The sequence below is a fragment of the Streptomyces geranii genome (assembly GCF_002954775.1).
Lineage (GTDB): Bacteria > Actinomycetota > Actinomycetes > Streptomycetales > Streptomycetaceae > Streptomyces > Streptomyces geranii.
Genome location: NZ_PJME01000071.1, coordinates 1 through 20,669 on the forward strand (window position 1 = coordinate 1; position 20,669 = coordinate 20,669).

A 20,669-nucleotide genomic window follows, 5' to 3' on the forward strand; every position below is an offset into this window, starting at 1 on the left:
GCTGCAGTGCATAGGCCTGGGGTGGGTGGGTGAAGCGGGGGCCGGTGGGTGGTGGTCGGCCTTGACCGCCTCGTCCTCAAGCGCCGGACGGGCTGGAAAGCCAAGCGCCGGCCGGCATCATGCAGCCCAGGTCGGCACCCCTCAGCCCGTCCGGCGTTTGAGGACGAGCGAGTGGAGCGCGACCTGCCCACCCTTCTGTCTCCCGTCCTCCCCAGCGACGCCCGCCACCCCTGGCCTGTCCGGCGTTCGAGGACAAGCGGGGGGCTGGGGGCGGCAGCCCCCAGGGATGGGTACGGGTAGGGGCGGCGGGGGCGAAAGAGACTGGTGCCGCCCACTCGGCCCTCTCCGACCGGCGGCCAGCCGTCCGCGCTCTTACGCTCAGGGCATGTCAGAGGCGTACGCGGCGCGGCGAGCGCGGCTTCGGGAGCGGTGTCACGCGGGTGGTAGTGCGGGGGCCCTGGTCTCCCGGGCCGCCAATGTGCGGTATCTCGCGGGCGCCGTCCCGCAGGGTGCCGTACTGCTGCTGGGGAAGCGCGAGGACCTGCTCGTGTGTGCGGGCGGCGAGGACGACCGGGCCCCCGACGGCGGCCGGCCCGACGAGGCGCTGCGGGTGCACGCGCTGTCCGTGCCCGGCGGTGATCCCGCCGTCGCCGCCGCCGATCTCGCCGCCGCCCAAGGCGCCGAGTCCCTCGCCGTCGAGGAGCACCATCTGACCGTGGCCCGGCACCGGGCCATCAGGTCCGTCGCGCCCCGGCTGCGGCTGGCCGACCTCGGTGGCGCCGTCGAGCAGCTCCGGGTGGTTAAGGACGAAGAGGAGATCGCCTGTCTGCGGATCGGGGCCGAGATCGCCGATCAGGCCCTCGGGGAGCTGCTGGAGTCCATTCTCGTCGGGCGTACCGAGCGGCATCTCGCCCTTGAGCTGGAGCGGCGGCTCGTCGATCACGGCGCCGACGGGCCCGCCTTCGCCACCGCCGTCGCCACCGGGCCCCATTCCGGGCGCCGGGGGCATCGGCCCACCGATCGACGGGTGGAGGAAGGCGACTTTCTCTCTGTTTGCCTCGGCGCCGTCTATCGCGGCTACCGCTGCGAGATCGGCCGTACGTTCGTCATCGGGACCTCGCCCGCCGACTGGCAGATCGAGCTGTACGACCTCGTCTTCGCAGCCCAGCGAGCCGGACGCGAGGCCCTGGCACCCGGCGCCGCCTACCGTGACGTAGACCGTGCGGCACGTCAGGTGCTGGACTCCGCGGGGTACGCGGACCGCCTTCCCGACCTCACCGGACACGGTGTCGGACTCGAAATCGACGAGGAGCCGCAGCTCGCCCCCGCGGCCATGGGTAAACTGGACGCTTGTGTGCCGGTCACCGTCGAACCGGGGGTCCACCTCCCGGGCCGGGGCGGTGTCCGGATCGATGACACGCTCGTCGTACGCCCCGAGGCGGACGGCGGACCCGAGCTACTTACCATCACGACCAAGGAACTGCTCGCGCTCTAGCCTTGAAGCTGTCGCGTCTGCCCCGGGGTCGTCCACGTCAGTCCAGGAGATTCCGCAACCGTGGCTTCCACGAACGACCTCAAGAACGGCCTGGTGCTCAAGCTCGACGGAGGCCAGCTCTGGTCCGTCGTCGAGTTCCAGCACGTCAAGCCCGGCAAGGGCCCGGCCTTCGTGCGCACCAAGCTGAAGAACGTGCTCTCCGGCAAGGTCGTCGACAAGACGTTCAACGCCGGTGTCAAGGTCGAGACGGCCACTGTCGACAAGCGCGACATGCAGTTCTCCTACATGGACGGCGAGTACTTCGTCTTCATGGACATGGAGACGTACGACCAGCTCATGGTGGACCGCAAGGCCGTCGCCGACGCCGCCAACTTCCTGATCGAGGGCTTCACCGCCACGGTCGCGCAGCACGAGGGCGAGGTGCTCTTCGTCGAGCTGCCGGCCGCCGTCGAGCTGGTCATCCAGGAGACCGAGCCGGGCGTCCAGGGCGACCGCTCCACGGGCGGCACCAAGCCGGCCACGCTGGAGACGGGCCACCAGATCCAGGTCCCGCTCTTCATCACCACCGGTGAGAAGATCAAGGTCGACACCCGTACGAGCGACTACCTCGGCCGGGTGAACAGCTAACCGTGGCTGCTCGCAACACGGCCCGCAAGCGTGCCTTCCAGATCCTCTTCGAGGGCGACCAGCGCGGGGCCGATGTCCAGACGGTCCTCGGGGACTGGATCCGGCTCTCCCATGCCGACACCCGCCAGCCCCCGGTCAGCGAGTACACGATGGAGCTCGTCGAGGGGTACGCGCAGCACGCCAAGCGCATCGACGAGCTGATCTCGCAGTACTCGGTCGGCTGGACGCTCGACAGGATGCCGGTCGTCGACCGCAACATCCTGCGCCTCGGTGCCTATGAGCTGATCTGGGTCGACGCGACCCCGGACGCCGTCGTCCTCGACGAGATGGTGCAGCTGGCCAAGGAGTTCTCGACGGACGAGTCGCCCTCGTTCGTCAACGGCCTCCTCGGCCGGTTCAAGGACCTGAAGCCCTCGCTGCGCCGCGACGACGACGCCTGAGCCGTCCGTTCACGCTCACGCACCCGTACGAACGCCGGTGGGCCCCAGCGACACACTGCTGGGGCCCACCGGCGTTCGTGTGCCCGGGTGGGGCGTGTGGGGTGCGGCGGCGTACCTGCGAGGGCTCAGAGGCCCGCAGAACGCCGCCGGGGTGGCCCGAACCCATAGGTTCCGGCCACCCCGGCGGCACGTTTCTGCTCAACGGCCGAAAGCCGTCGGGCTCAGCTCTCCTCGTGGGAGACGGCGCGGCGCGCGTCCGCGTCGAGGACACCCCAGCTGATCAGCTGCTCGGTCAGGACCGAGGGCGACTGGTCGTAGATCACGGCGAGAGTGCGCAGGTCGTCCTGGCGGATCGACAGCACCTTGCCGTTGTAGTCGCCGCGCTGCGACTGGATCGTCGCGGCGTAGCGCTGGAGGGGGCCCGCCTTCTCGGCCGGCACATGGGCCAGCCGCTCAAGGTCGAGGACGAGCTTCGGCGGCGGCTCGGCGGCTCCGCCCGGCGTGGTGCCCGGCAGCAGCTCCTGCACCGGAACCCCGTAGAAATCCGCCAGCTCGGCGAGGCGCTGTACGGTCACGGCACGATCGCCGCGCTCGTACGAACCGACCACGACCGCCTTCCAGCGTCCCTGGGACTTCTCCTCGACACCGTGGAGGGAAAGGCCCTGCTGGGTGCGGATCGCCCGGAGCTTGGCCCCGAGCTGTTTGGCGTATTCGCTGGACATATAGCTCCCGGACACAGTGTCGACGTGCGGACGAGCCGCGCGGCTGGTGACTCACTGTGAGGTTACGCAGCGTTACTCTTCCCCGTCAAGCCGAACGGTCCGGCCCGGCCCTTCCACGGTCGGCGGCATGCGATTACGGCAGACGGGTGACGTATGGCGCCAGTGGGGTGATCAGGGGTGTTGCGCGTGCTGGTACCGTGGATGGCGCAATTCCGACGTCCTTTAATGATCCGTCCTGTGAGGCGGAGAAGGAGGTCCGTTTCGTATGGACTCTGAGCAGAACAAGCAGCAGCTCGACAAGCAACTGCACGACAGGCAGCAGTACGAGGCCGATGCGCGGCCCGTGCTGGAAGCCCCCGACATCGCGCGGGTGCTGACCCGCATCGCCCACGAGATCGTCGAACGCGCCAAGGGCGCCGACGACGTGGTGCTCCTCGGCATCCCGACCCGGGGTGTCTTCCTCGCCCAGCGGCTCGCCGCCAAGCTGGAGGAGATCACCGACCGCAAGATCCCGGTCGGCTCCCTCGACATCACCATGTACCGCGACGACCTGCGCATGCACCCCCCGCGCGCGCTGGCTCGTACGGACATCCCCGGTGACGGCCTCGACGGGAGACTCGTCGTCCTCGTCGACGACGTGCTCTTCTCCGGCCGCACCATCCGTGCCGCCCTGGACGCCCTGAACGACATCGGGCGCCCGCGCGCGGTGCAGCTCGCGGTCCTCGTCGACCGCGGACACCGCGAACTGCCCATCCGCGCCGACTACGTCGGCAAGAACCTCCCCACGTCGTTGCGGGAGACGGTCAAGGTCCAGCTCGCCGAGGAGGACGGTCGGGACACCGTGCTCCTAGGGGTGAAGCGGACCGCCCAGCAGTAGCACGCGTGCGCGTGCGGCCCCGCGCCGTACGCCCCCTCGCGATGCCCCTGCCTGCCCGGAATCTCCTGAACTTCCTTACGGAGCCTGAAAGATGCAGCGTCATCTCATCTCGGCCGCCGACCTCACCCGCGACGACGCCGTCCTGATCCTCGACACCGCCGAGGAGATGGCCAGGGTCGCCGACCGGCCGATCAAGAAACTGCCGACCCTGCGCGGCCGTACCGTCGTCAACCTCTTCTTCGAGGACTCCACGCGGACCCGGATCTCCTTCGAGGCCGCCGAGAAGCGCCTCTCCGCGGACGTCATCAACTTCACCGCCAAGGGGTCGAGCGTCTCCAAGGGCGAGTCCCTGAAGGACACCGCCCAGACCCTCGAAGCCATGGGCGTCGACGCGGTCGTCATCCGGCACGGCGCCTCGGGGGCCCCGTACCGGCTCGCCACCTCCGGCTGGATCGACGCGGCCGTCATCAACGCCGGGGACGGGACGCACCAGCACCCGACGCAGGCACTCCTGGACGCCTTCACCATGCGGCGCCGGCTCGTCGGGCGGGACGCCGGCATCGGCCAGGACCTCGCCGGCAAGCGCATCACCCTGGTCGGCGACATCCTGCACAGCCGCGTCGCCCGCTCCAACGTCGACCTGCTGCACACCCTCGGCGCCGAGGTCACCCTCGTCGCTCCGCCGACCCTGGTGCCGGTCGGCGTCGAGGCTTGGCCCTGCGAGGTCTCGTACGACCTGGACAGCACCCTGCCGAAGTCCGACGCGGTGATGCTGCTGCGCGTGCAGCGCGAGCGCATGAACGCCGCGTTCTTCCCGACCGAGCGCGAGTACTCGCGGCGCTACGGCCTCGACGGCGACCGTATGGCGCGGATGCCGGAGCACGCCATCGTGATGCACCCCGGGCCGATGGTCCGCGGTATGGAGATCACCGCGGAGGTCGCCGACTCGGAGCGCTGCACCGCCATCGAACAGGTCACCAATGGTGTCTCCATCCGGATGGCCGTGCTCTATCTGCTGCTCGGCGGCAACGAACCCGCCGTCACCCACACCCGTACCGAGGAGAAGTAAGACACATGGGCAAGATCCTTATTCGTGGTGCGCGGGTGCTCGGCGGCGAGCCGCAGGACGTCCTCATCGACGGTGAGACCGTCTCGGCGGTCGGCAGCGGGTTGTCGGAGGAGGGTGCCGAGGTCGTCGAGGCCGACGGCAAGGTGCTGCTCCCCGGGCTCGTCGACCTGCACACGCATCTGCGGGAGCCGGGGCGCGAGGACTCCGAGACCGTCCTCACCGGGACCCGGGCGGCGGCCAGCGGCGGCTTCACGGCCGTCTTCGCCATGGCCAACACCTTCCCCGTAGCCGACACCGCCGGTGTGGTCGAGCAGGTCTACCGGCTGGGCCAGGAGCACGGCTACTGCGACGTGCAGCCCATCGGGGCCGTCACCGTCGGGCTTGAGGGCAAGAAGCTCGCCGAGCTGGGCGCCATGCACGAGTCGGCGGCCGGTGTCACCGTCTTCTCCGACGACGGCAAGTGCGTCGACGACGCCGTGATCATGCGGCGCGCGCTGGAGTACGTGAAGGCCTTCGGCGGGGTCGTCGCCCAGCACGCGCAGGAGCCGCGGCTGACTGAAGGCGCCCAGATGAACGAGGGTGTCGCCTCCGCCGAACTGGGGCTGGGCGGCTGGCCCGCGGTGGCCGAGGAATCGATCATCGCCCGGGACGTCCTGCTCGCCGAGCACGTCGGCTCCCGCGTCCACATCTGCCACCTCTCGACCGCCGGGTCCGTCGAGATCGTCCGCTGGGCCAAGTCCCGGGGCATCGACGTCACCGCCGAGGTGACCCCGCACCACCTCCTCCTCACCGACGAGCTGGTCCGGACGTACAACCCGGTCTACAAGGTCAACCCGCCGCTGCGCACCGAGCGCGACGTGCTGGCCCTGCGCGAGGCGCTCGCCGACGGCACGATCGACATCGTCGCCACCGACCACGCACCCCACCCGCACGAGGACAAGGACTGCGAGTGGGCCGCCGCCGCCATGGGCATGGTCGGCCTGGAGACCGCGTTGTCAGTGGTCCAGGAGACGATGGTGGACACCGGACTGCTGGACTGGGCGACCGTCGCCGACCGCATGTCCTTCGCCCCCGCGCGCATCGGGCGGGCGACGGGCCACGGCCGCCCCGTCTCGGCAGGTGAGCCCGCCAACCTCACGCTCCTCGACACGGCATACCGTGGGTCCGTGGACCCCGCGGGCTTCGCCTCGCGCAGCCGCAACACGCCGTACGAGGGCCGTGAGCTGCCGGGCCGTGTCACGCACACGTGGCTCCGGGGCAAGGCCACGCTCGTCGACGGGAAGCTCGCGTGACATCACTGCCGGATTTGACGTACATCGCCGCCGAACAGAAGTCGGCCGAGGTGACCGACTGGGCCGCCCGCGTGGGCTGGCTGGTCGGGCTCGCGCTCTTCGTCGCGCTCATCTACTGGCTGATGCGCGAGGGCTGGAAATGGCGTGGCACGCTCCAGGGCGACCTCCCTGAGCTGCCCGTCGCGCCGGACGAGCCCGGTGCGGCGAGACTGGCTGTGCTGTCGATGAGTGGGCGCTACCACGGCTCCACCACCGCGGGGCAGTGGCTGGACCGCATCGTGGCGCACGGCCTCGGCACCCGCAGCCGGGTCGAGCTGACCCTGACGGACGCGGGACTGGACGTCGTACGCCCCGGAGCGGCCGACTTCTTCGTCCCCCTGGAAGCCCTGCGCGAGGCCCGGCTCGACAAGGGCATCGCCGGCAAGGTCCTCACCGAGGGCGGCCTGCTGGTCGTCACCTGGGCGCACGGCGAACGGCTGCTCGACTCGGGGTTCCGCTCCGACACGGCGGCCGAGCACAACCAATGGGTCGAGACCCTGAACCAGATGATCAACAAGACGACGGAAACGGAAGGCGCACGATGACGACCTCCACCCGGGGAGCCGCCAAGGCTCCCGCCGTACTCGTCCTGGAGGACGGCCGGATCTTCCGCGGCCGTGCCTACGGGGCCGTGGGGGTGACCTTCGGAGAGGCCGTCTTCTCCACCGGCATGACCGGCTACCAGGAGACCCTCACCGACCCGTCGTACCACCGCCAGGTGGTCGTCATGACCGCCCCGCACATCGGCAACACCGGCGTCAACGACGAGGACCCCGAGTCGGCCCGCATCTGGGTCGCGGGTTATGTCGTACGCGACCCCGCGCGCGTGTCCTCCAACTGGCGCTCACAGCGCTCCCTCGACGAGGAACTGCGCAACCAGGGCGTGGTCGGCATCTCCGGCATCGACACGCGCGCGTTGACGCGTCATCTGCGTGAGCGCGGCGCCATGCGCGTCGGCATCTTCTCCGGCGACAGGCTGCCCGACGACGGCACGATGCTCGCCGAGGTGCGTGAGGCCCCCGAGATGAAGGGCGCCGACCTCTCGGCCGAGGTCGCCACCAAGGAGGCGTACGTCGTCCCCGCGATCGGCACCAAGAGGTTCACCGTCGCCGCCGTCGACCTCGGCATCAAGGGCATGACCCCGCACCGGATGGCCGAGCGAGGCATCGAGGTGCACGTGCTGCCCGCCACGGCGACCGTGGAGGACGTGTACGCGGTCAATCCCGACGGGGTGTTCTTCTCGAACGGCCCCGGCGACCCGGCCACCGCGGACCACCCGGTCTCCGTCATGCGGGCCGTCCTGGAGCGCGGTACGCCGCTCTTCGGCATCTGCTTCGGCAACCAGATCCTCGGGCGGGCGCTCGGCTTCGGCACGTACAAGCTGAAGTACGGCCACCGGGGCATCAACCAGCCCGTGCAGGACCGTACGACCGGCAAGGTCGAGGTGACCGCCCACAACCACGGCTTCGCCGTGGACGCGCCGCTCGACAAGGTCTCCGAGACGCCGTTCGGGCGCGCCGAGGTCTCGCACGTCTGTCTGAACGACCAGGTCGTGGAAGGGCTCCAGCTGCTCGACCGGCCCGCGTTCAGCGTCCAGTACCACCCCGAGGCGGCAGCGGGTCCGCACGACGCCGCCTACCTGTTCGACCGCTTCACCGCACTGATGGAGGGCCAGCGTGCCTAAGCGCACCGATATCCAGTCCGTCCTGGTCATCGGCTCCGGCCCGATCGTCATCGGCCAGGCCGCCGAGTTCGACTACTCCGGCACCCAGGCCTGCCGCATCCTGCGCGCCGAGGGCCTCAGGGTCATCCTGGTCAACTCCAACCCGGCGACGATCATGACCGACCCGGAGATCGCCGACGCGACGTACGTCGAGCCGATCACTCCCGAGTTCGTCGAGAAGATCATCGCCAAGGAGCGCCCGGATGCCTTGCTGCCCACCCTTGGTGGCCAGACGGCCCTGAACACCGCGATCTCCATGCACGAGCAGGGCGTGCTGGAGAAGTACGGCGTCGAGCTGATCGGCGCCAACGTCGAGGCGATCAACAAGGGCGAGGACCGCGACCTCTTCAAGGGCGTCGTCGAGGCCGTCCGCGCGAAGATCGGGCACGGCGAGTCCGCCCGCTCGGTCATCTGCCACACCATGGACGACGTCATCGCCGGCGTCGACACGCTCGGCGGCTACCCCGTCGTCGTCCGGCCCTCCTTCACCATGGGCGGCGCCGGTTCCGGCTTCGCCCACGACGAGGAGGAGCTGCGCCGGATCGCCGGCCAGGGTCTGACCCTGTCGCCGACCACCGAGGTGCTCCTGGAGGAGTCCATCCTCGGCTGGAAGGAGTACGAGCTGGAGCTGATGCGCGACAAGAACGACAACGTGGTTGTCGTCTGCTCCATCGAGAACTTCGACCCCATGGGCGTGCACACCGGCGACTCGATCACCGTCGCGCCCTCGATGACACTGACCGACCGCGAATACCAGCGCCTCCGTGACATCGGCATCGCGATCATCCGCGAGGTCGGCGTCGACACCGGCGGCTGCAACATCCAGTTCGCGATCAACCCGGACGACGGCCGCGTCATCGTCATCGAGATGAACCCGCGCGTGTCGCGCTCCTCGGCCCTCGCCTCCAAGGCGACCGGCTTCCCGATCGCCAAGATCGCCGCCAAGCTGGCCGTCGGCTACACGCTCGACGAGATTCCGAACGACATCACGGAGAAGACCCCGGCGTCCTTCGAGCCGACGCTCGACTATGTCGTCGTCAAGGCCCCGCGGTTCGCCTTCGAGAAGTTCCCGAGCGCCGACTCCACGCTGACGACCACCATGAAGTCGGTCGGCGAGGCCATGGCCATCGGCCGCAACTTCACCGAGGCCCTCCAGAAGGCGCTGCGGTCGCTGGAGAAGAAGGGCAGCCAGTTCACCTTCGTCGGCGAGCCCGGCGACAAGGGCGAGCTGCTGGCCGAGGCCGTGCGGCCGACCGACGGGCGCATCAACACCGTCATGCAGGCCATCCGCGCGGGCGCCACCCCCGAGGAGGTCTTCGACGCCACGAAGATCGACCCGTGGTTCGTCGACCAGCTGTTCCTGATCAAGGAGATCGCGGACGAGCTGGCCGAGGCGGAGCGCCTCAACCCCGAACTCCTGGCCGAGGCCAAGCGCCACGGCTTCTCCGACCAGCAGATCGGCGAGATCCGGGGCCTGCGCGAGGACGTCGTACGCGAGGTGCGGCACGCGCTGGGCGTACGCCCGGTGTACAAGACGGTCGACACCTGCGCCGCCGAGTTCGCGGCCAAGACGCCGTACTTCTACTCCTCGTACGACGAGGAGACCGAGGTGGCGCCGCGCGAGAAGCCGGCCGTCATCATCCTCGGCTCCGGCCCCAACCGCATCGGCCAGGGCATCGAGTTCGACTACTCCTGCGTCCACGCCTCCTTCGCGCTGAGCGACGCGGGCTACGAGACCGTGATGGTCAACTGCAACCCCGAGACCGTCTCCACGGACTACGACACCTCCGACCGCCTGTACTTCGAGCCGCTGACGCTCGAAGACGTGCTGGAGATCGTCCACGCGGAGTCCCTGGCGGGCCCGATCGCGGGCGTGATCGTGCAACTCGGCGGCCAGACCCCGCTGGGCCTCGCGCAGGCGCTCAAGGACAACGGCGTACCCGTCGTGGGCACGCCCCCGGAGGCCATCCACGCCGCCGAGGACCGCGGCGCCTTCGGCCAGGTGCTCGCCGAGGCCGGCCTGCCGGCCCCGAAGCACGGCACGGCGACCACCTTCGCGGGCGCCAAGGCCATCGCCGACGAGATCGGCTACCCGGTCCTCGTACGGCCGTCGTACGTCCTCGGCGGGCGTGGCATGGAGATCGTGTACGACGAGACCCGGCTGGAGTCGTACATCGCCGAGTCGACCGAGATCAGCCCCTCCCGGCCGGTCCTGGTCGACCGCTTCCTCGACGACGCCATCGAGATCGACGTCGACGCCCTGTACGACGGCGAGGAGCTGTACCTCGGCGGCGTCATGGAGCACATCGAGGAGGCCGGTATCCACTCCGGCGACTCGGCGTGCGCCCTGCCCCCGATCACGCTCGGCGGCTTCGACATCAAGCGGCTGCGGACCTCGACCGAGGCCATCGCGCGCGGGGTGGGCGTCCGCGGTCTGATCAACATCCAGTTCGCGCTGGCCGGCGACATCCTCTACGTCCTGGAGGCCAACCCGCGCGCGTCCCGTACCGTCCCCTTCACCTCGAAGGCGACCGCGGTACCGCTCGCGAAGGCCGCCGCCCGGATCTCGCTCGGCGCGACCGTCGCCGAACTGCGGGCCGAGGGACTCCTCCCGGCGACCGGTGACGGCGGCGAACTGCCGCTGGACGCGCCGATCTCCGTCAAGGAGGCCGTCATGCCCTGGAACCGCTTCCGGGACACCTCGGGGCGGGGCGTGGACACCGTGCTCGGCCCCGAGATGCGGTCCACCGGCGAGGTCATGGGCATCGACTCCGTCTTCGGCACGGCGTACGCCAAGTCGCAGGCGGGGGCGTACGGCCCGCTGCCCACCAAGGGACGCGCCTTCATCTCGGTCGCCAACCGGGACAAGCGTTCGATGATCTTCCCGGCGCGTGAACTGGTCGCCCACGGCTTCGAACTGCTGGCCACCTCCGGCACGGCCGAGGTGCTCCGGCGCAACGGCCTCAACGCCAGGGTCGTCCGCAAGCAGAACGAGGGCACCGGGCCGAACGGCGAGAAGACCATCGTCCAGCTCATCCACGACGGTGAGGTCGACCTCATCGTCAACACCCCGTACGGCACCGGAGGCCGCCTCGACGGCTACGAGATCCGTACGGCGGCCGTGGCGCGCTCCGTGCCGTGCCTGACGACCGTCCAGGCCCTCGCCGCGGCCGTCCAGGGCATCGACGCCCTCAACCGCGGAGACGTGGGAGTGCGCTCGCTCCAGGAACACGCAGAACATCTGACCGCGGCCCGCGACTAGCAGCCCAGAGGGGGACACCGGAAACGGTGTCCCCCTCTTGATGAGGCCTCCTGTGGGGCCGTATCGAGGACATGCCCATGTACAAGCTCTTCTTCCGACTGGTCTTCACCCGGATGGACCCCGAGGAAGCCCACTACCTTGCCTTCCGCTGGATCCGCCTCGCCGCCCGCGTCCCCGTCCTGCGGACCTTCGTCGCCGCCGCTCTCGCACCCCGGTACGGGGAGCTGCGCACCGAGGCCTTCGGGCTGCGGATGCACGGCCCCTTCGGGCTCGCGGCAGGCTTCGACAAGAACGCCGTCGCGATCGACGGGATGTCGATGCTCGGCTTCGACCACGTCGAGATCGGCACCGTCACCGGTGAGCCTCAGCCGGGCAACCCCAAGAAGCGGCTGTTCCGCCTTGTGCCGGACCGGGCGCTCATCAACCGCATGGGATTCAACAACGAGGGTTCGCTGGCCGTGGCGGCCCGGCTGGCGAGCCGTGAGGCGGTCTTCCGGACCGTCGTCGGCGTCAACATCGGCAAGACCAAGGCCGTCCCCGAGGACGAGGCCGTCGCCGACTACGTGAAGTCGACCGAGCGGCTCGCCGCCTACGCCGACTACCTCGTCGTCAACGTCAGCTCGCCCAACACGCCCGGCCTGCGCAACCTCCAGGCCACCGAGGCGCTCCGCCCACTGCTCAGCGCCGTCCGCGAGGCCGCCGACCGCACGGTGACCTCGCGCCGCGTCCCGCTGCTGGTGAAGATCGCCCCCGACCTCGCCGACGAGGACGTGGACGCCGTCGCCGACCTCGCCGTCGAACTCGGCCTGGACGGGATCATCGCCACCAACACCACCATCGCGCGCGAGGGACTCGGCCTGACCGCCGAACCCACCCTCGTGAAGGAGACCGGCGGCCTCTCCGGCGCACCCCTGAAGGCACGCTCCCTGGAGGTGCTGCGCCGCCTCTACGCGCGCGTGGGCGACCGGATCACACTGGTGGGCGTCGGCGGCGTCGAGAACGCCGAGGACGCCTGGCAGCGCATCCTCGCCGGCGCCACCCTCGTCCAGGGCTACAGCGCCTTCGTCTACGAGGGCCCCTTCTGGGGACGCGCCATCCACAAGGGGCTCGCCGCCCGCCTCCGTACGAGCCCGTACGCCACGCTCGCCGACGCGGTCGGCGCCGACGTCAGGAAGAAGACACCATGACGGTTCTGGAACCCTTCGGCGCCCGGCTGCGGCGCGCCATGGACGAGCGCGGCCCGCTCTGCGTCGGCATCGACCCGCACTCCTCGCTGCTCCTCGACTGGGGGCTGAACGACGACGTCGCCGGTCTGGAGCGGTTCAGCCGTACCGTCGTAGAGGCGCTGGCCGGGCGGGTCGCGGTGCTCAAGCCGCAGAGCGCGTTCTTCGAGCGGTTCGGGTCGCGCGGGGTCGCCGTACTGGAGAAGACGGTCCAGGAGGCCCGGGAGGCCGGCGCGCTGGTCGTGATGGACGCCAAGCGCGGTGACATCGGCTCCACCATGGCCGCGTACGCCGCCGCCTTCCTGGAGAAGGGCGCCCCGCTGTTCTCCGACGCGCTCACCGTGTCGCCGTATCTCGGCTACGGCTCCCTGAAGCCGGCGGTCGATCTCGCGCGGGAGAGCGGCGCCGGTCTGTTCGTGCTCGCGCTGACCTCCAACCCCGAGGGCGGCCAGGTGCAGCACGCCGTCCGCGAGGACGGGCTGAACGTCGGCGCGACCATGCTGGCGTACCTGGCCGCGGAGAACGCGGGGGAGCGGCCCATGGGGTCCTTCGGGGCGGTCGTCGGGGCGACGCTCGGTGACCTCTCGTCCTACGACCTCGACATCAACGGACCTCTCCTGGCACCCGGCGTCGGGGCACAGGGGGCGACCCCGGCCGACCTTCCCGGGGTGTTCGGGGCTTCCCTGCGCAACGTGGTTCCGAACATCAGCCGAGGTGTTCTGCGTCACGGTCCCGAACTGGCCGCGCTGCGGGACGCGTCGGACCGGTTCGCCGACGAGATCCGGGCGGCAGTGGCCGCGACCTGAGGAAACGCACGACTCGGCGGAGTCCTCCGATGAGTCGTGTCGGGTCGTCTTGAGACTGAATACATTCTCAAATCAGGGGCAGTATGCCTGAAATATCCGACCTGCCGAAGGCTGACCAGGACTTTTCCGCTGTTCTCGCTGACTCCGGCGGCCCTGGCCGCTAGTCTCCGACCAGAGCCAACGAGCGAGTGTGTTGTTCGTGGCTCACCAGGTGAGGGGCAACCAGCTTTCTCACCGGTCCGTATCCGACAGTTCGACATCCGAGGTGACGTAGGCGTGGCTCTTCCGCCCCTTACCCCTGAACAGCGCGCAGCCGCGCTCGAAAAGGCCGCCGCGGCTCGCCGGGAGCGGGCCGAGGTCAAGAATCGACTCAAGCACTCCGGCGCCTCCCTGCATGACGTGATCAAGCAGGGCCAGGAGAACGACGTCATCGGCAAGATGAAGGTCTCCGCCCTGCTTGAGTCCCTGCCGGGCGTGGGCAAGGTCCGCGCCAAGCAGATCATGGAGCGACTCGGCATCTCCGAGAGCCGCCGAGTGCGTGGCCTCGGCTCCAACCAGATCGCCTCCCTGGAGCGCGAGTTCGGCAGCACCGGCTCCTGAGTCCTGGCACCCCGGGATTCCTGGAATAATCGCCGTATGGCTGCAACATTCCGGGGGACGACCCCCGAGCCCCCGGACGTACGTCCGCGGCTGACCGTGCTCTCCGGCCCTTCGGGGGTCGGCAAGAGCACGGTCGTCGCCCATATGCGCAAGGCACACCCCGAGGTCTGGCTCTCGGTGTCGGCGACGACCCGAAAGCCACGCCCCGGTGAACGGCACGGCGTCCACTACTTCTTCGTCACCGACGAGGAGATGGACAAGCTGATCGCCAACGGCGAGCTTCTCGAGTGGGCCGAGTTCGCCGGCAACCGATACGGCACACCGCGTGCGGCTGTGCTGGAGCGGCTGGAGTCCGGCGAGTCGGTCCTCCTGGAGATCGATCTCCAGGGCGCCCGGCAGGTCCGTGAGTCCATGGCGGACGCCCTGCTGGTGTTCCTGGCTCCTCCCTCCTGGGAGGAGCTGGTGCGCAGACTGACCGGGCGGGGCACCGAACCGCCCGAGGTGATCGAGCGCCGGCTGGACGCGGCCAAGATCGAACTGGCCGCCGAGCCCGAGTTCGACGAGACCCTTGTCAACACCTCCGTCGAGGACGTAGCGCGCGAGCTGCTAGCCTTGATGGAAGTTGTGTGATCGTTCTCGATCCCATCCCACCTTTCGGAAGGCAGAGCGTGTCCTCTTCCATCACCGCTCCCGAGGGCATCATCAACCCTCCGATCGACGAGCTCCTCGAAGCCACCGACTCGAAGTACAGCCTGGTGATCTACGCGGCCAAGCGTGCCCGCCAGATCAACGCGTACTACTCGCAGCTCGGTGAGGGCCTCCTCGAGTACGTCGGTCCGCTCGTCGACACCCACGTCCACGAGAAGCCGCTCTCCATCGCCCTGCGTGAGATCAACGCGGGTCTGCTGACGTCCGAGGCCGTTGAGGGGCCCGCGCAGTAGTAGCGGTAATATTTTCAACTTTCGGTTGCTTTATCCACAGGCCCGACAGCGCGACTGTCGGGCCTGTGGTGTGTCATAGACCCGTACCGAGTCGGGTGCGAATCGCGTATCGAGTCAGGGGAGGCCCGGTGGGCAAGCCGAAGGTCGTACTGGGGGTCAGTGGCGGCATCGCCGCGTACAAGGCCTGCGAGCTGCTGCGGAGACTGACGGAGTCCGGCCACGACGTCCGGGTCGTGCCCACCGCCTCCGCCCTGCACTTCGTCGGCGCCGCCACCTGGTCCGCGCTCTCCGGTCACCCCGTCTCGACGGAGGTCTGGGACGACGTCCACGAGGTCCCGCACGTCCGCATCGGCCAAGGGGCGGACCTGGTGATCGTCGCCCCGGCGACAGCCGACATGCTCGCGAAGGCGGCCCACGGCCTCGCCGACGACCTGCTGACCAACACCCTCCTCACCGCCCGCTGTCCCGTCGTCTTCGCCCCCGCCATGCACACGGAGATGTGGGAACACCCGGCGACCCAGGAGAACGTGGCGACACTGCGCCGCCGGGGCGCCCTCGTCATCGAACCGGCCGTCGGCCGCCTCACCGGCGTCGACACCGGCAAGGGGCGGCTGCCCGACCCGGCCGAGATCTTCGAGGTCTGCCGCAGAGTGCTGGCCCGGGGCGTGACAGAACCCGACCTGGTCGGCCGTCATGTCGTCGTCAGCGCGGGCGGCACCCGTGAGCCGCTCGACCCCGTCCGCTTCCTCGGCAACCGCTCCTCCGGCAAGCAGGGATACGCCCTCGCCCGTACGGCCGCCGCGCGGGGCGCCCGGGTCACCCTGATCGCCGCGAACACCGCTCTGCCGGATCCGGCGGGCGTGGACATCGTGTCCGTGGGGACGGCCGTCCAGTTGCGCGAGGCCGTGCTCAAGGCTGCCGGAGACGCCGACGCCGTGGTGATGGCCGCGGCGGTCGCCGACTTCCGTCCGGCGGCCTACGCGACCGGGAAGATCAAGAAAAAGGACGGCGCGGACCCCGAACCCGTCGTCCTGGTCCGGAATCCGGACATCCTCGCGGAGATCTCGGCCGACCGCGCCCGGTCCGGTCAGGTGGTCGTCGGCTTCGCGGCCGAGACGGACGACGTCCTCGCCAACGGCCGTACGAAGCTGCGGCGCAAGGGATGCGACCTGCTGGTCGTGAACGAGGTGGGGGAGCGCAGGACCTTCGGTTCCGAGGAGAACGAGGCCGTGGTGCTGGGCGCCGACGGCAGCGAGACCCCGGTTCCGCATGGGCCGAAGGAGGCGCTGGCCGAGGTGGTCTGGGACCTGGTCGCCGGTCGCCTGACATGAATGCTTCGTTTCGTTCCGCGGGGCTCGCCCGGATCCCCGGTGTCCCTCCGTTTCCGTCCGTATCCCTCCTCCGTCCGCCCTGACCGCCCCTCCCACCTCGCACTTAGGGGTGTGGCGGCTCTGGCGTACAGCCCTCATGATTGGGCAGAATGCCCGTGCCGCAGGTCACAGCGCTTCCGAGAGGCGAGACGGAGGGGCCGTTGACCGAGTGCGACCGATAAACTGTTCTCGGACGAGCCGGGCGCAGCTCCCGAGCCGTCCGCCAATGATCAGCCAGCAGCCGCTGCAACCACAGGGAGCGTTGTGTCCCGTCGCCTTTTCACCTCGGAGTCCGTGACCGAAGGTCACCCCGACAAGATCGCTGACCAGATCAGCGACACGATCCTCGACGCGCTTCTGCGCGAAGACCCCACATCCCGCGTCGCCGTCGAGACGCTGATCACCACCGGCCTCGTCCATGTGGCCGGCGAGGTCACCACCAAGGCCTACGCGCCCATCCCGCAGTTGGTGCGCGACAAGATCCTGGAGATCGGCTACGACTCCTCGAAGAAGGGCTTCGACGGCGCCTCCTGCGGAGTGTCGGTGTCGATCGGCTCGCAGTCGCCCGACATCGCGCAGGGCGTGGACACGGCGTACGAGAACCGTGTCGAGGGTGACGAGGACGAACTCGACAAGCAGGGCGCCGGCGACCAGGGCCTGATGTTCGGCTACGCGACGGACGAGACCCCGGAGCTGATGCCGCTCCCGATCCACCTCGCCCACCGTCTCTCGCGCCGGCTGTCCGAGGTCCGCAAGAACGGCACGATCCCGTACCTCCGCCCCGACGGCAAGACCCAGGTCACCATCGAGTACGACGGTGACAAGGCGGTCCGGCTGGACACGGTCGTCGTCTCCTCGCAGCACGCGAGCGACATCGACCTGGAGTCCCTCCTCGCCCCCGACATCCGCGAGTTCGTCGTGGAGCACGAGCTGAAGGCTCTCCTCGACGAGGGCATCAAGCTGGAGACCGAGGGCTACCGCCTGCTGGTCAACCCGACCGGCCGCTTCGAGATCGGCGGCCCGATGGGTGACGCGGGCCTCACCGGCCGCAAGATCATCATCGACACGTACGGCGGCATGGCTCGCCACGGTGGCGGCGCCTTCTCCGGCAAGGACCCGTCGAAGGTGGACCGTTCGGCGGCGTACGCGATGCGCTGGGTCGCGAAGAACGTCGTCGCCGCGGGCCTCGCCTCGCGCTGCGAGGTCCAGGTCGCGTACGCGATCGGCAAGGCCGAGCCGGTGGGCCTGTTCGTGGAGACCTTCGGCACGGCCAAGGTCGACGCCGAGAAGATCGAGTCCGCGATCACCACGGTCTTCGACCTCCGTCCGGCCGCGATCATCCGCGACCTCGACCTGCTCCGCCCGATCTACGCCCAGACGGCGGCGTACGGTCACTTCGGCCGTGAGCTGCCCGACTTCACGTGGGAGCGGACGGACCGGGTGGAGGCGCTGCGCAGGGCTGTCGGTCTGTAAAGCTCGTACGACCGCTGGGCGGTTGGTTGTTGAGGCCCGGTGTCCCCCTGGGGGTGCCGGGCTTCGGCGTGCCGGGAAATGGGTGGTGGGGCTGCGGTCCGGGTTCGTAAGGTGATGATCTCCCGGTGCGCAGGCCGCGGTTACTTCGGTGGAGTGCGTCCCTCGGACGTGCGGTGAATCTGGAATTTCGTGCCGCTGCCGACTTGATCTCGGGAGTTCGACCGCCGCCCGTTGTCAGTGGCGTTTGGTAAAAATGCAAGCGTGAGCAGCGAGAACGGGCAGGGGAGTGGTGGGGCCGAAGGCGCCCGGGGTGCCGAGGGTGCGCCGCCCGAGCAGCTTGCGTTGATTCGGGAGACCGTGCGGCAGGCCAAGGTGCCGCGGGCCAAGCCGCGGACCTGGCGGGGGGCCGCGCTCGCCAAGGAGTTGCCTGTCGCGCGGGTGCTGGTCGACAAGGGTGTGCTGCATCTCGACCGGTACTTCGACTATGCCGTGCCCGAGGAGCTGGACGCCGATGCGCAGCCCGGGGTGCGGGTGCGGGTGCGGTTCGGGGCCGGGCGGCATCGGGTGCGGGACGGGCGGCGTGAGGGTGGGGGGCTCATTGACGGGTTCCTGGTCGCGCGGCTCGCCGAGTCCGACTACGCCGGGCCGTTGGCCGCGCTGGCCCAGGTCGTGTCGCCCGAGGTGGTGCTGAGCGAGGAGTTGCTCTCGCTCGCCCAGGCCGTCGCCGATCGGTATGCCGGGAGCCTCGCCGATGTGCTGCAACTGGCCGTGCCGCCGCGGAACGCTCGTGCTGAGAAGGCGGCCTCGACGGCGGCCTTGCCTGTTGGTGGGGTGCCGGAGGTTGGGTCCTGGGGGCGGTATGAGCGCGGGGGGGCGTTCCTTGAGGCGCTTGCTTCCGGGGGCTCGCCGCGTGCCGTGTGGAATGCCTTGCCCGGGCCCGAGTGGAGCGGAGAGTTGGCGCGGGCCGTCGGTGCGACCCTTGCCTCCGGCCGCGGGGCTCTCGTCGTCGTGCCGGACGGGCGGGCTGTCGCGCGGGTCGACGCCGCACTGACCGACCTGCTGGGCGAGGGGCGGCACGCCGTGCTCACCGCCGACGCCGGGCCCGAGAAGCGGTACCGGGAGTGGCTCGCCGTGCGGCGGGGGGCCGTACGGGCCGTGGTCGGGACCCGGGCCGCCATGTTCGCGCCCGTCCGGGATCTGGGGCTCGTCGCGCTCTGGGACGACGGCGACGACAGCCACAGCGAGCCGCACGCTCCGCAGCCGCACGCGCGTGACGTGCTGTTGCTGCGGGCCGCGCAGGACAAGTGCGCCTTTCTGCTCGGGAGTTGGAGCTGCACGGTGGAGGCCGCGCAGCTCGTCGAGAGTGGGTGGGCCCGGCCGTTGGTCGCCGGCAGGGAGCAGGTTCGGGTGGCCGCGCCGCTTGTGCGGACCGTGGGGGACGGGGATCTCGCCCGGGACGAGGCCGCCCGAGCCGCCCGGCTGCCCACCCTCGCCTGGCAGGTCGTGCGGGACGGGCTGAAGCACGGGCCGGTTCTCGTGCAGGTGCCCCGGCGGGGGTATGTACCGAGGCTCGCCTGCGCCCGGTGCCGTGAACCCGCTCGGTGTCGGCACTGTGCCGGGCCGATGGAGGCCCGGGATGCCGGTGCGCCCTGGTGCGCGTGGTGCGGGCGTGAGGAGACCGGCTGGCACTGTCCGGAGTGCGGCGGGTTCCGGTTGCGGGCGCAGATCGTGGGCGCGCGGCGGACCGCAGAGGAGCTGGGGCGGGCGTTTCCGGCGGTGCCGGTGCGGACGTCCGGGCGTGAGCATGTGCTGGACACCGTGCCGGGGGCGCCCGCGCTCGTCGTCAGCACGCCCGGCGCCGAGCCTGTCGCCGAGGGCGGCTATGCGGCTGCGCTGCTGCTGGACGGCTGGGCGATGCTCGGGCGACCGGATCTGCGGGCCGGGGAGGACGCACTGCGGCGCTGGATGGCCGCTGCGGCGCTTGTACGGGGGCAGGGGGTGCGGGGGGAGGGGGCGCCGGGGGGAACGGTCGTCGTGGTCGCCGAGCCCACGCTGCGGCCGGTGCAGGCGTTGGTGCGGTGGGACCCGGTGGGGCATGCCGTGCGGGAGTTGGCGGAGCGGGCCGAGCTGGGGTTTCCGCCGGTGTCTCGGATGGCGTCCGTGGCCGGGACGGCGGAGGCTGTCGCCGGGTTCCTGGCAGCGGCCGAACTGCCGGGGGATGCAGAGGTGTTGGGGCCGGTGCCGTTGGCGGTGACTGCGGTGGGGCGTCCTCGGCGGGTGGGGGTGCCTCCGGCGGGGGAGCGGTGGGAGCGGGCTTTGGTTCGGGTGCCGCCTGGGAGTGGGGCTGCGTTGGCCGCTGCGTTGAAGGCGGCTCAGGCTGCGCGGATGGCTCGGGCGGGGCGTGGGGGGGAGGAGGGTGTTTGGGTGCGGATTGATCCGCCTGATATTGGGTGAGTGAGTGAGTGAGTGAGTGAGTGAGTGAGGGGTGGGGTGGGGTGGGTTGTTTGGCTGCCGGTCGGTGGGGGCTTGTCGCGCAGTTCCTCGCGCCCCTAAAAGACTTGCGGTCCCGGCGGCGCAAGGAAGCGCAGGTCGCCGTGCCCCTGAAAGACCTGCGGGCCCGGCGGCGGCAAGGAAACGTAGCTCCCCGTGCCCCTGATAGGCCTGCGGTTCCGGTGTTTTCAGGCTTGTGGCTCTGCCCTCCCGGGTGTGG

The 20,669-nt window shown here is 70.1% G+C and carries 18 protein-coding genes; 17 read left to right on the forward strand and 1 reads right to left on the reverse strand.

Going from position 1 to position 20,669, the window contains the following annotated elements; all coding sequences use genetic code 11:
• Nucleotides 1-385 precede the first annotated feature (385 nt).
• From CW359_RS41670 to nusB, 3 genes are read left to right on the forward strand one after another with little or no spacing between them, the layout of a single operon-like run.
• Nucleotides 386-1,495 carry an aminopeptidase P family protein gene (locus tag CW359_RS41670; protein ID WP_105975472.1) on the forward strand — a complete coding sequence of 370 codons (1,110 nt, stop codon included), beginning with the start codon at nucleotides 386-388 and terminating at the stop codon, nucleotides 1,493-1,495.
• A 60-nt stretch (nucleotides 1,496-1,555) separates the two neighbouring features.
• Nucleotides 1,556-2,122, forward strand: a complete 567-nt coding sequence (efp, locus tag CW359_RS41675; protein ID WP_006382090.1) for an elongation factor P — start codon at nucleotides 1,556-1,558, stop codon at nucleotides 2,120-2,122.
• Nucleotides 2,123-2,124: 2 nt separating this feature from the next.
• Nucleotides 2,125-2,562 (forward strand): transcription antitermination factor NusB, encoded by a 438-nt coding sequence (gene nusB, locus CW359_RS41680; RefSeq protein ID WP_105975473.1) that lies wholly within the window; start codon nucleotides 2,125-2,127, stop codon nucleotides 2,560-2,562.
• Between the two features lie 221 nt (nucleotides 2,563-2,783).
• Here nusB and bldD read toward each other — a convergent pair whose 3' ends face one another.
• Nucleotides 2,784-3,284 (reverse strand): transcriptional regulator BldD, encoded by a 501-nt coding sequence (gene bldD, locus CW359_RS41685; RefSeq protein ID WP_003956405.1) that lies wholly within the window; start codon nucleotides 3,282-3,284, stop codon nucleotides 2,784-2,786.
• A gap of 265 nt (nucleotides 3,285-3,549) precedes the next feature.
• Here bldD and pyrR point away from each other — a divergent pair, with 265 nt between their 5' ends.
• The 14 genes from pyrR (at nucleotide 3,550) to CW359_RS41755 (ending at nucleotide 20,413) form a co-directional block, all read left to right on the forward strand.
• Entirely contained in the window at nucleotides 3,550-4,161 is a 612-nt protein-coding gene (gene pyrR / locus CW359_RS41690) for a bifunctional pyr operon transcriptional regulator/uracil phosphoribosyltransferase PyrR (protein WP_105975474.1), read from the forward strand.
• 91 nt (nucleotides 4,162-4,252) lie between these two features.
• Complete coding sequence (locus CW359_RS41695) at nucleotides 4,253-5,230, forward strand: aspartate carbamoyltransferase catalytic subunit (RefSeq protein ID WP_105975475.1); 978 nt, start codon at nucleotides 4,253-4,255, stop codon at nucleotides 5,228-5,230.
• 5 nt (nucleotides 5,231-5,235) lie between these two features.
• A complete protein-coding gene (locus tag CW359_RS41700) occupies nucleotides 5,236-6,522 on the forward strand; it encodes a dihydroorotase (protein WP_105975476.1) in 1,287 nt (428 codons plus the stop codon).
• A complete protein-coding gene (locus tag CW359_RS41705) occupies nucleotides 6,519-7,106 on the forward strand; it encodes a PH-like domain-containing protein (protein ID WP_105975477.1) in 588 nt (195 codons plus the stop codon). The genes CW359_RS41700 and CW359_RS41705 overlap by 4 nt, the downstream gene beginning before the upstream one ends.
• Entirely contained in the window at nucleotides 7,103-8,245 is a 1,143-nt protein-coding gene (gene carA / locus CW359_RS41710; RefSeq protein ID WP_105975478.1) for a glutamine-hydrolyzing carbamoyl-phosphate synthase small subunit, read from the forward strand. The genes CW359_RS41705 and carA overlap by 4 nt, the downstream gene beginning before the upstream one ends.
• Nucleotides 8,238-11,546 carry a carbamoyl-phosphate synthase large subunit gene (carB, locus tag CW359_RS41715; RefSeq protein WP_105975479.1) on the forward strand — a complete coding sequence of 1,103 codons (3,309 nt, stop codon included), beginning with the start codon at nucleotides 8,238-8,240 and terminating at the stop codon, nucleotides 11,544-11,546. The genes carA and carB overlap by 8 nt, the downstream gene beginning before the upstream one ends.
• A gap of 77 nt (nucleotides 11,547-11,623) precedes the next feature.
• Entirely contained in the window at nucleotides 11,624-12,733 is a 1,110-nt protein-coding gene (locus CW359_RS41720) for a quinone-dependent dihydroorotate dehydrogenase (RefSeq protein ID WP_105975480.1), read from the forward strand.
• A complete protein-coding gene (pyrF, locus tag CW359_RS41725; RefSeq protein ID WP_198655574.1) occupies nucleotides 12,730-13,575 on the forward strand; it encodes an orotidine-5'-phosphate decarboxylase in 846 nt (281 codons plus the stop codon). The genes CW359_RS41720 and pyrF overlap by 4 nt, the downstream gene beginning before the upstream one ends.
• A 276-nt stretch (nucleotides 13,576-13,851) precedes the next feature.
• Nucleotides 13,852-14,175 carry an integration host factor gene (locus CW359_RS41730; protein WP_019059734.1) on the forward strand — a complete coding sequence of 108 codons (324 nt, stop codon included), beginning with the start codon at nucleotides 13,852-13,854 and terminating at the stop codon, nucleotides 14,173-14,175.
• A 36-nt stretch (nucleotides 14,176-14,211) separates the two neighbouring features.
• Nucleotides 14,212-14,805 (forward strand): guanylate kinase, encoded by a 594-nt coding sequence (gmk, locus tag CW359_RS41735; protein ID WP_105975481.1) that lies wholly within the window; start codon nucleotides 14,212-14,214, stop codon nucleotides 14,803-14,805.
• A gap of 38 nt (nucleotides 14,806-14,843) precedes the next feature.
• Nucleotides 14,844-15,116, forward strand: coding sequence for a DNA-directed RNA polymerase subunit omega (rpoZ, locus tag CW359_RS41740; RefSeq protein ID WP_003982715.1), 273 nt, complete (start codon nucleotides 14,844-14,846; stop codon nucleotides 15,114-15,116).
• A 128-nt stretch (nucleotides 15,117-15,244) separates the two neighbouring features.
• Entirely contained in the window at nucleotides 15,245-16,447 is a 1,203-nt protein-coding gene (gene coaBC, locus CW359_RS41745) for a bifunctional phosphopantothenoylcysteine decarboxylase/phosphopantothenate--cysteine ligase CoaBC (protein ID WP_105975482.1), read from the forward strand.
• Nucleotides 16,448-16,750: 303 nt separating this feature from the next.
• The gene (gene metK, locus CW359_RS41750) at nucleotides 16,751-17,959 is read left to right on the forward strand and encodes a methionine adenosyltransferase (RefSeq protein WP_105975483.1); all 1,209 of its coding nucleotides are present in this window, start codon (nucleotides 16,751-16,753) and stop codon (nucleotides 17,957-17,959) included.
• Nucleotides 17,960-18,220: 261 nt separating this feature from the next.
• Nucleotides 18,221-20,413 carry a primosomal protein N' gene (locus tag CW359_RS41755; RefSeq protein ID WP_105975484.1) on the forward strand — a complete coding sequence of 731 codons (2,193 nt, stop codon included), beginning with the start codon at nucleotides 18,221-18,223 and terminating at the stop codon, nucleotides 20,411-20,413.
• The last annotated feature ends 256 nt before the right edge of the window (nucleotides 20,414-20,669 follow it).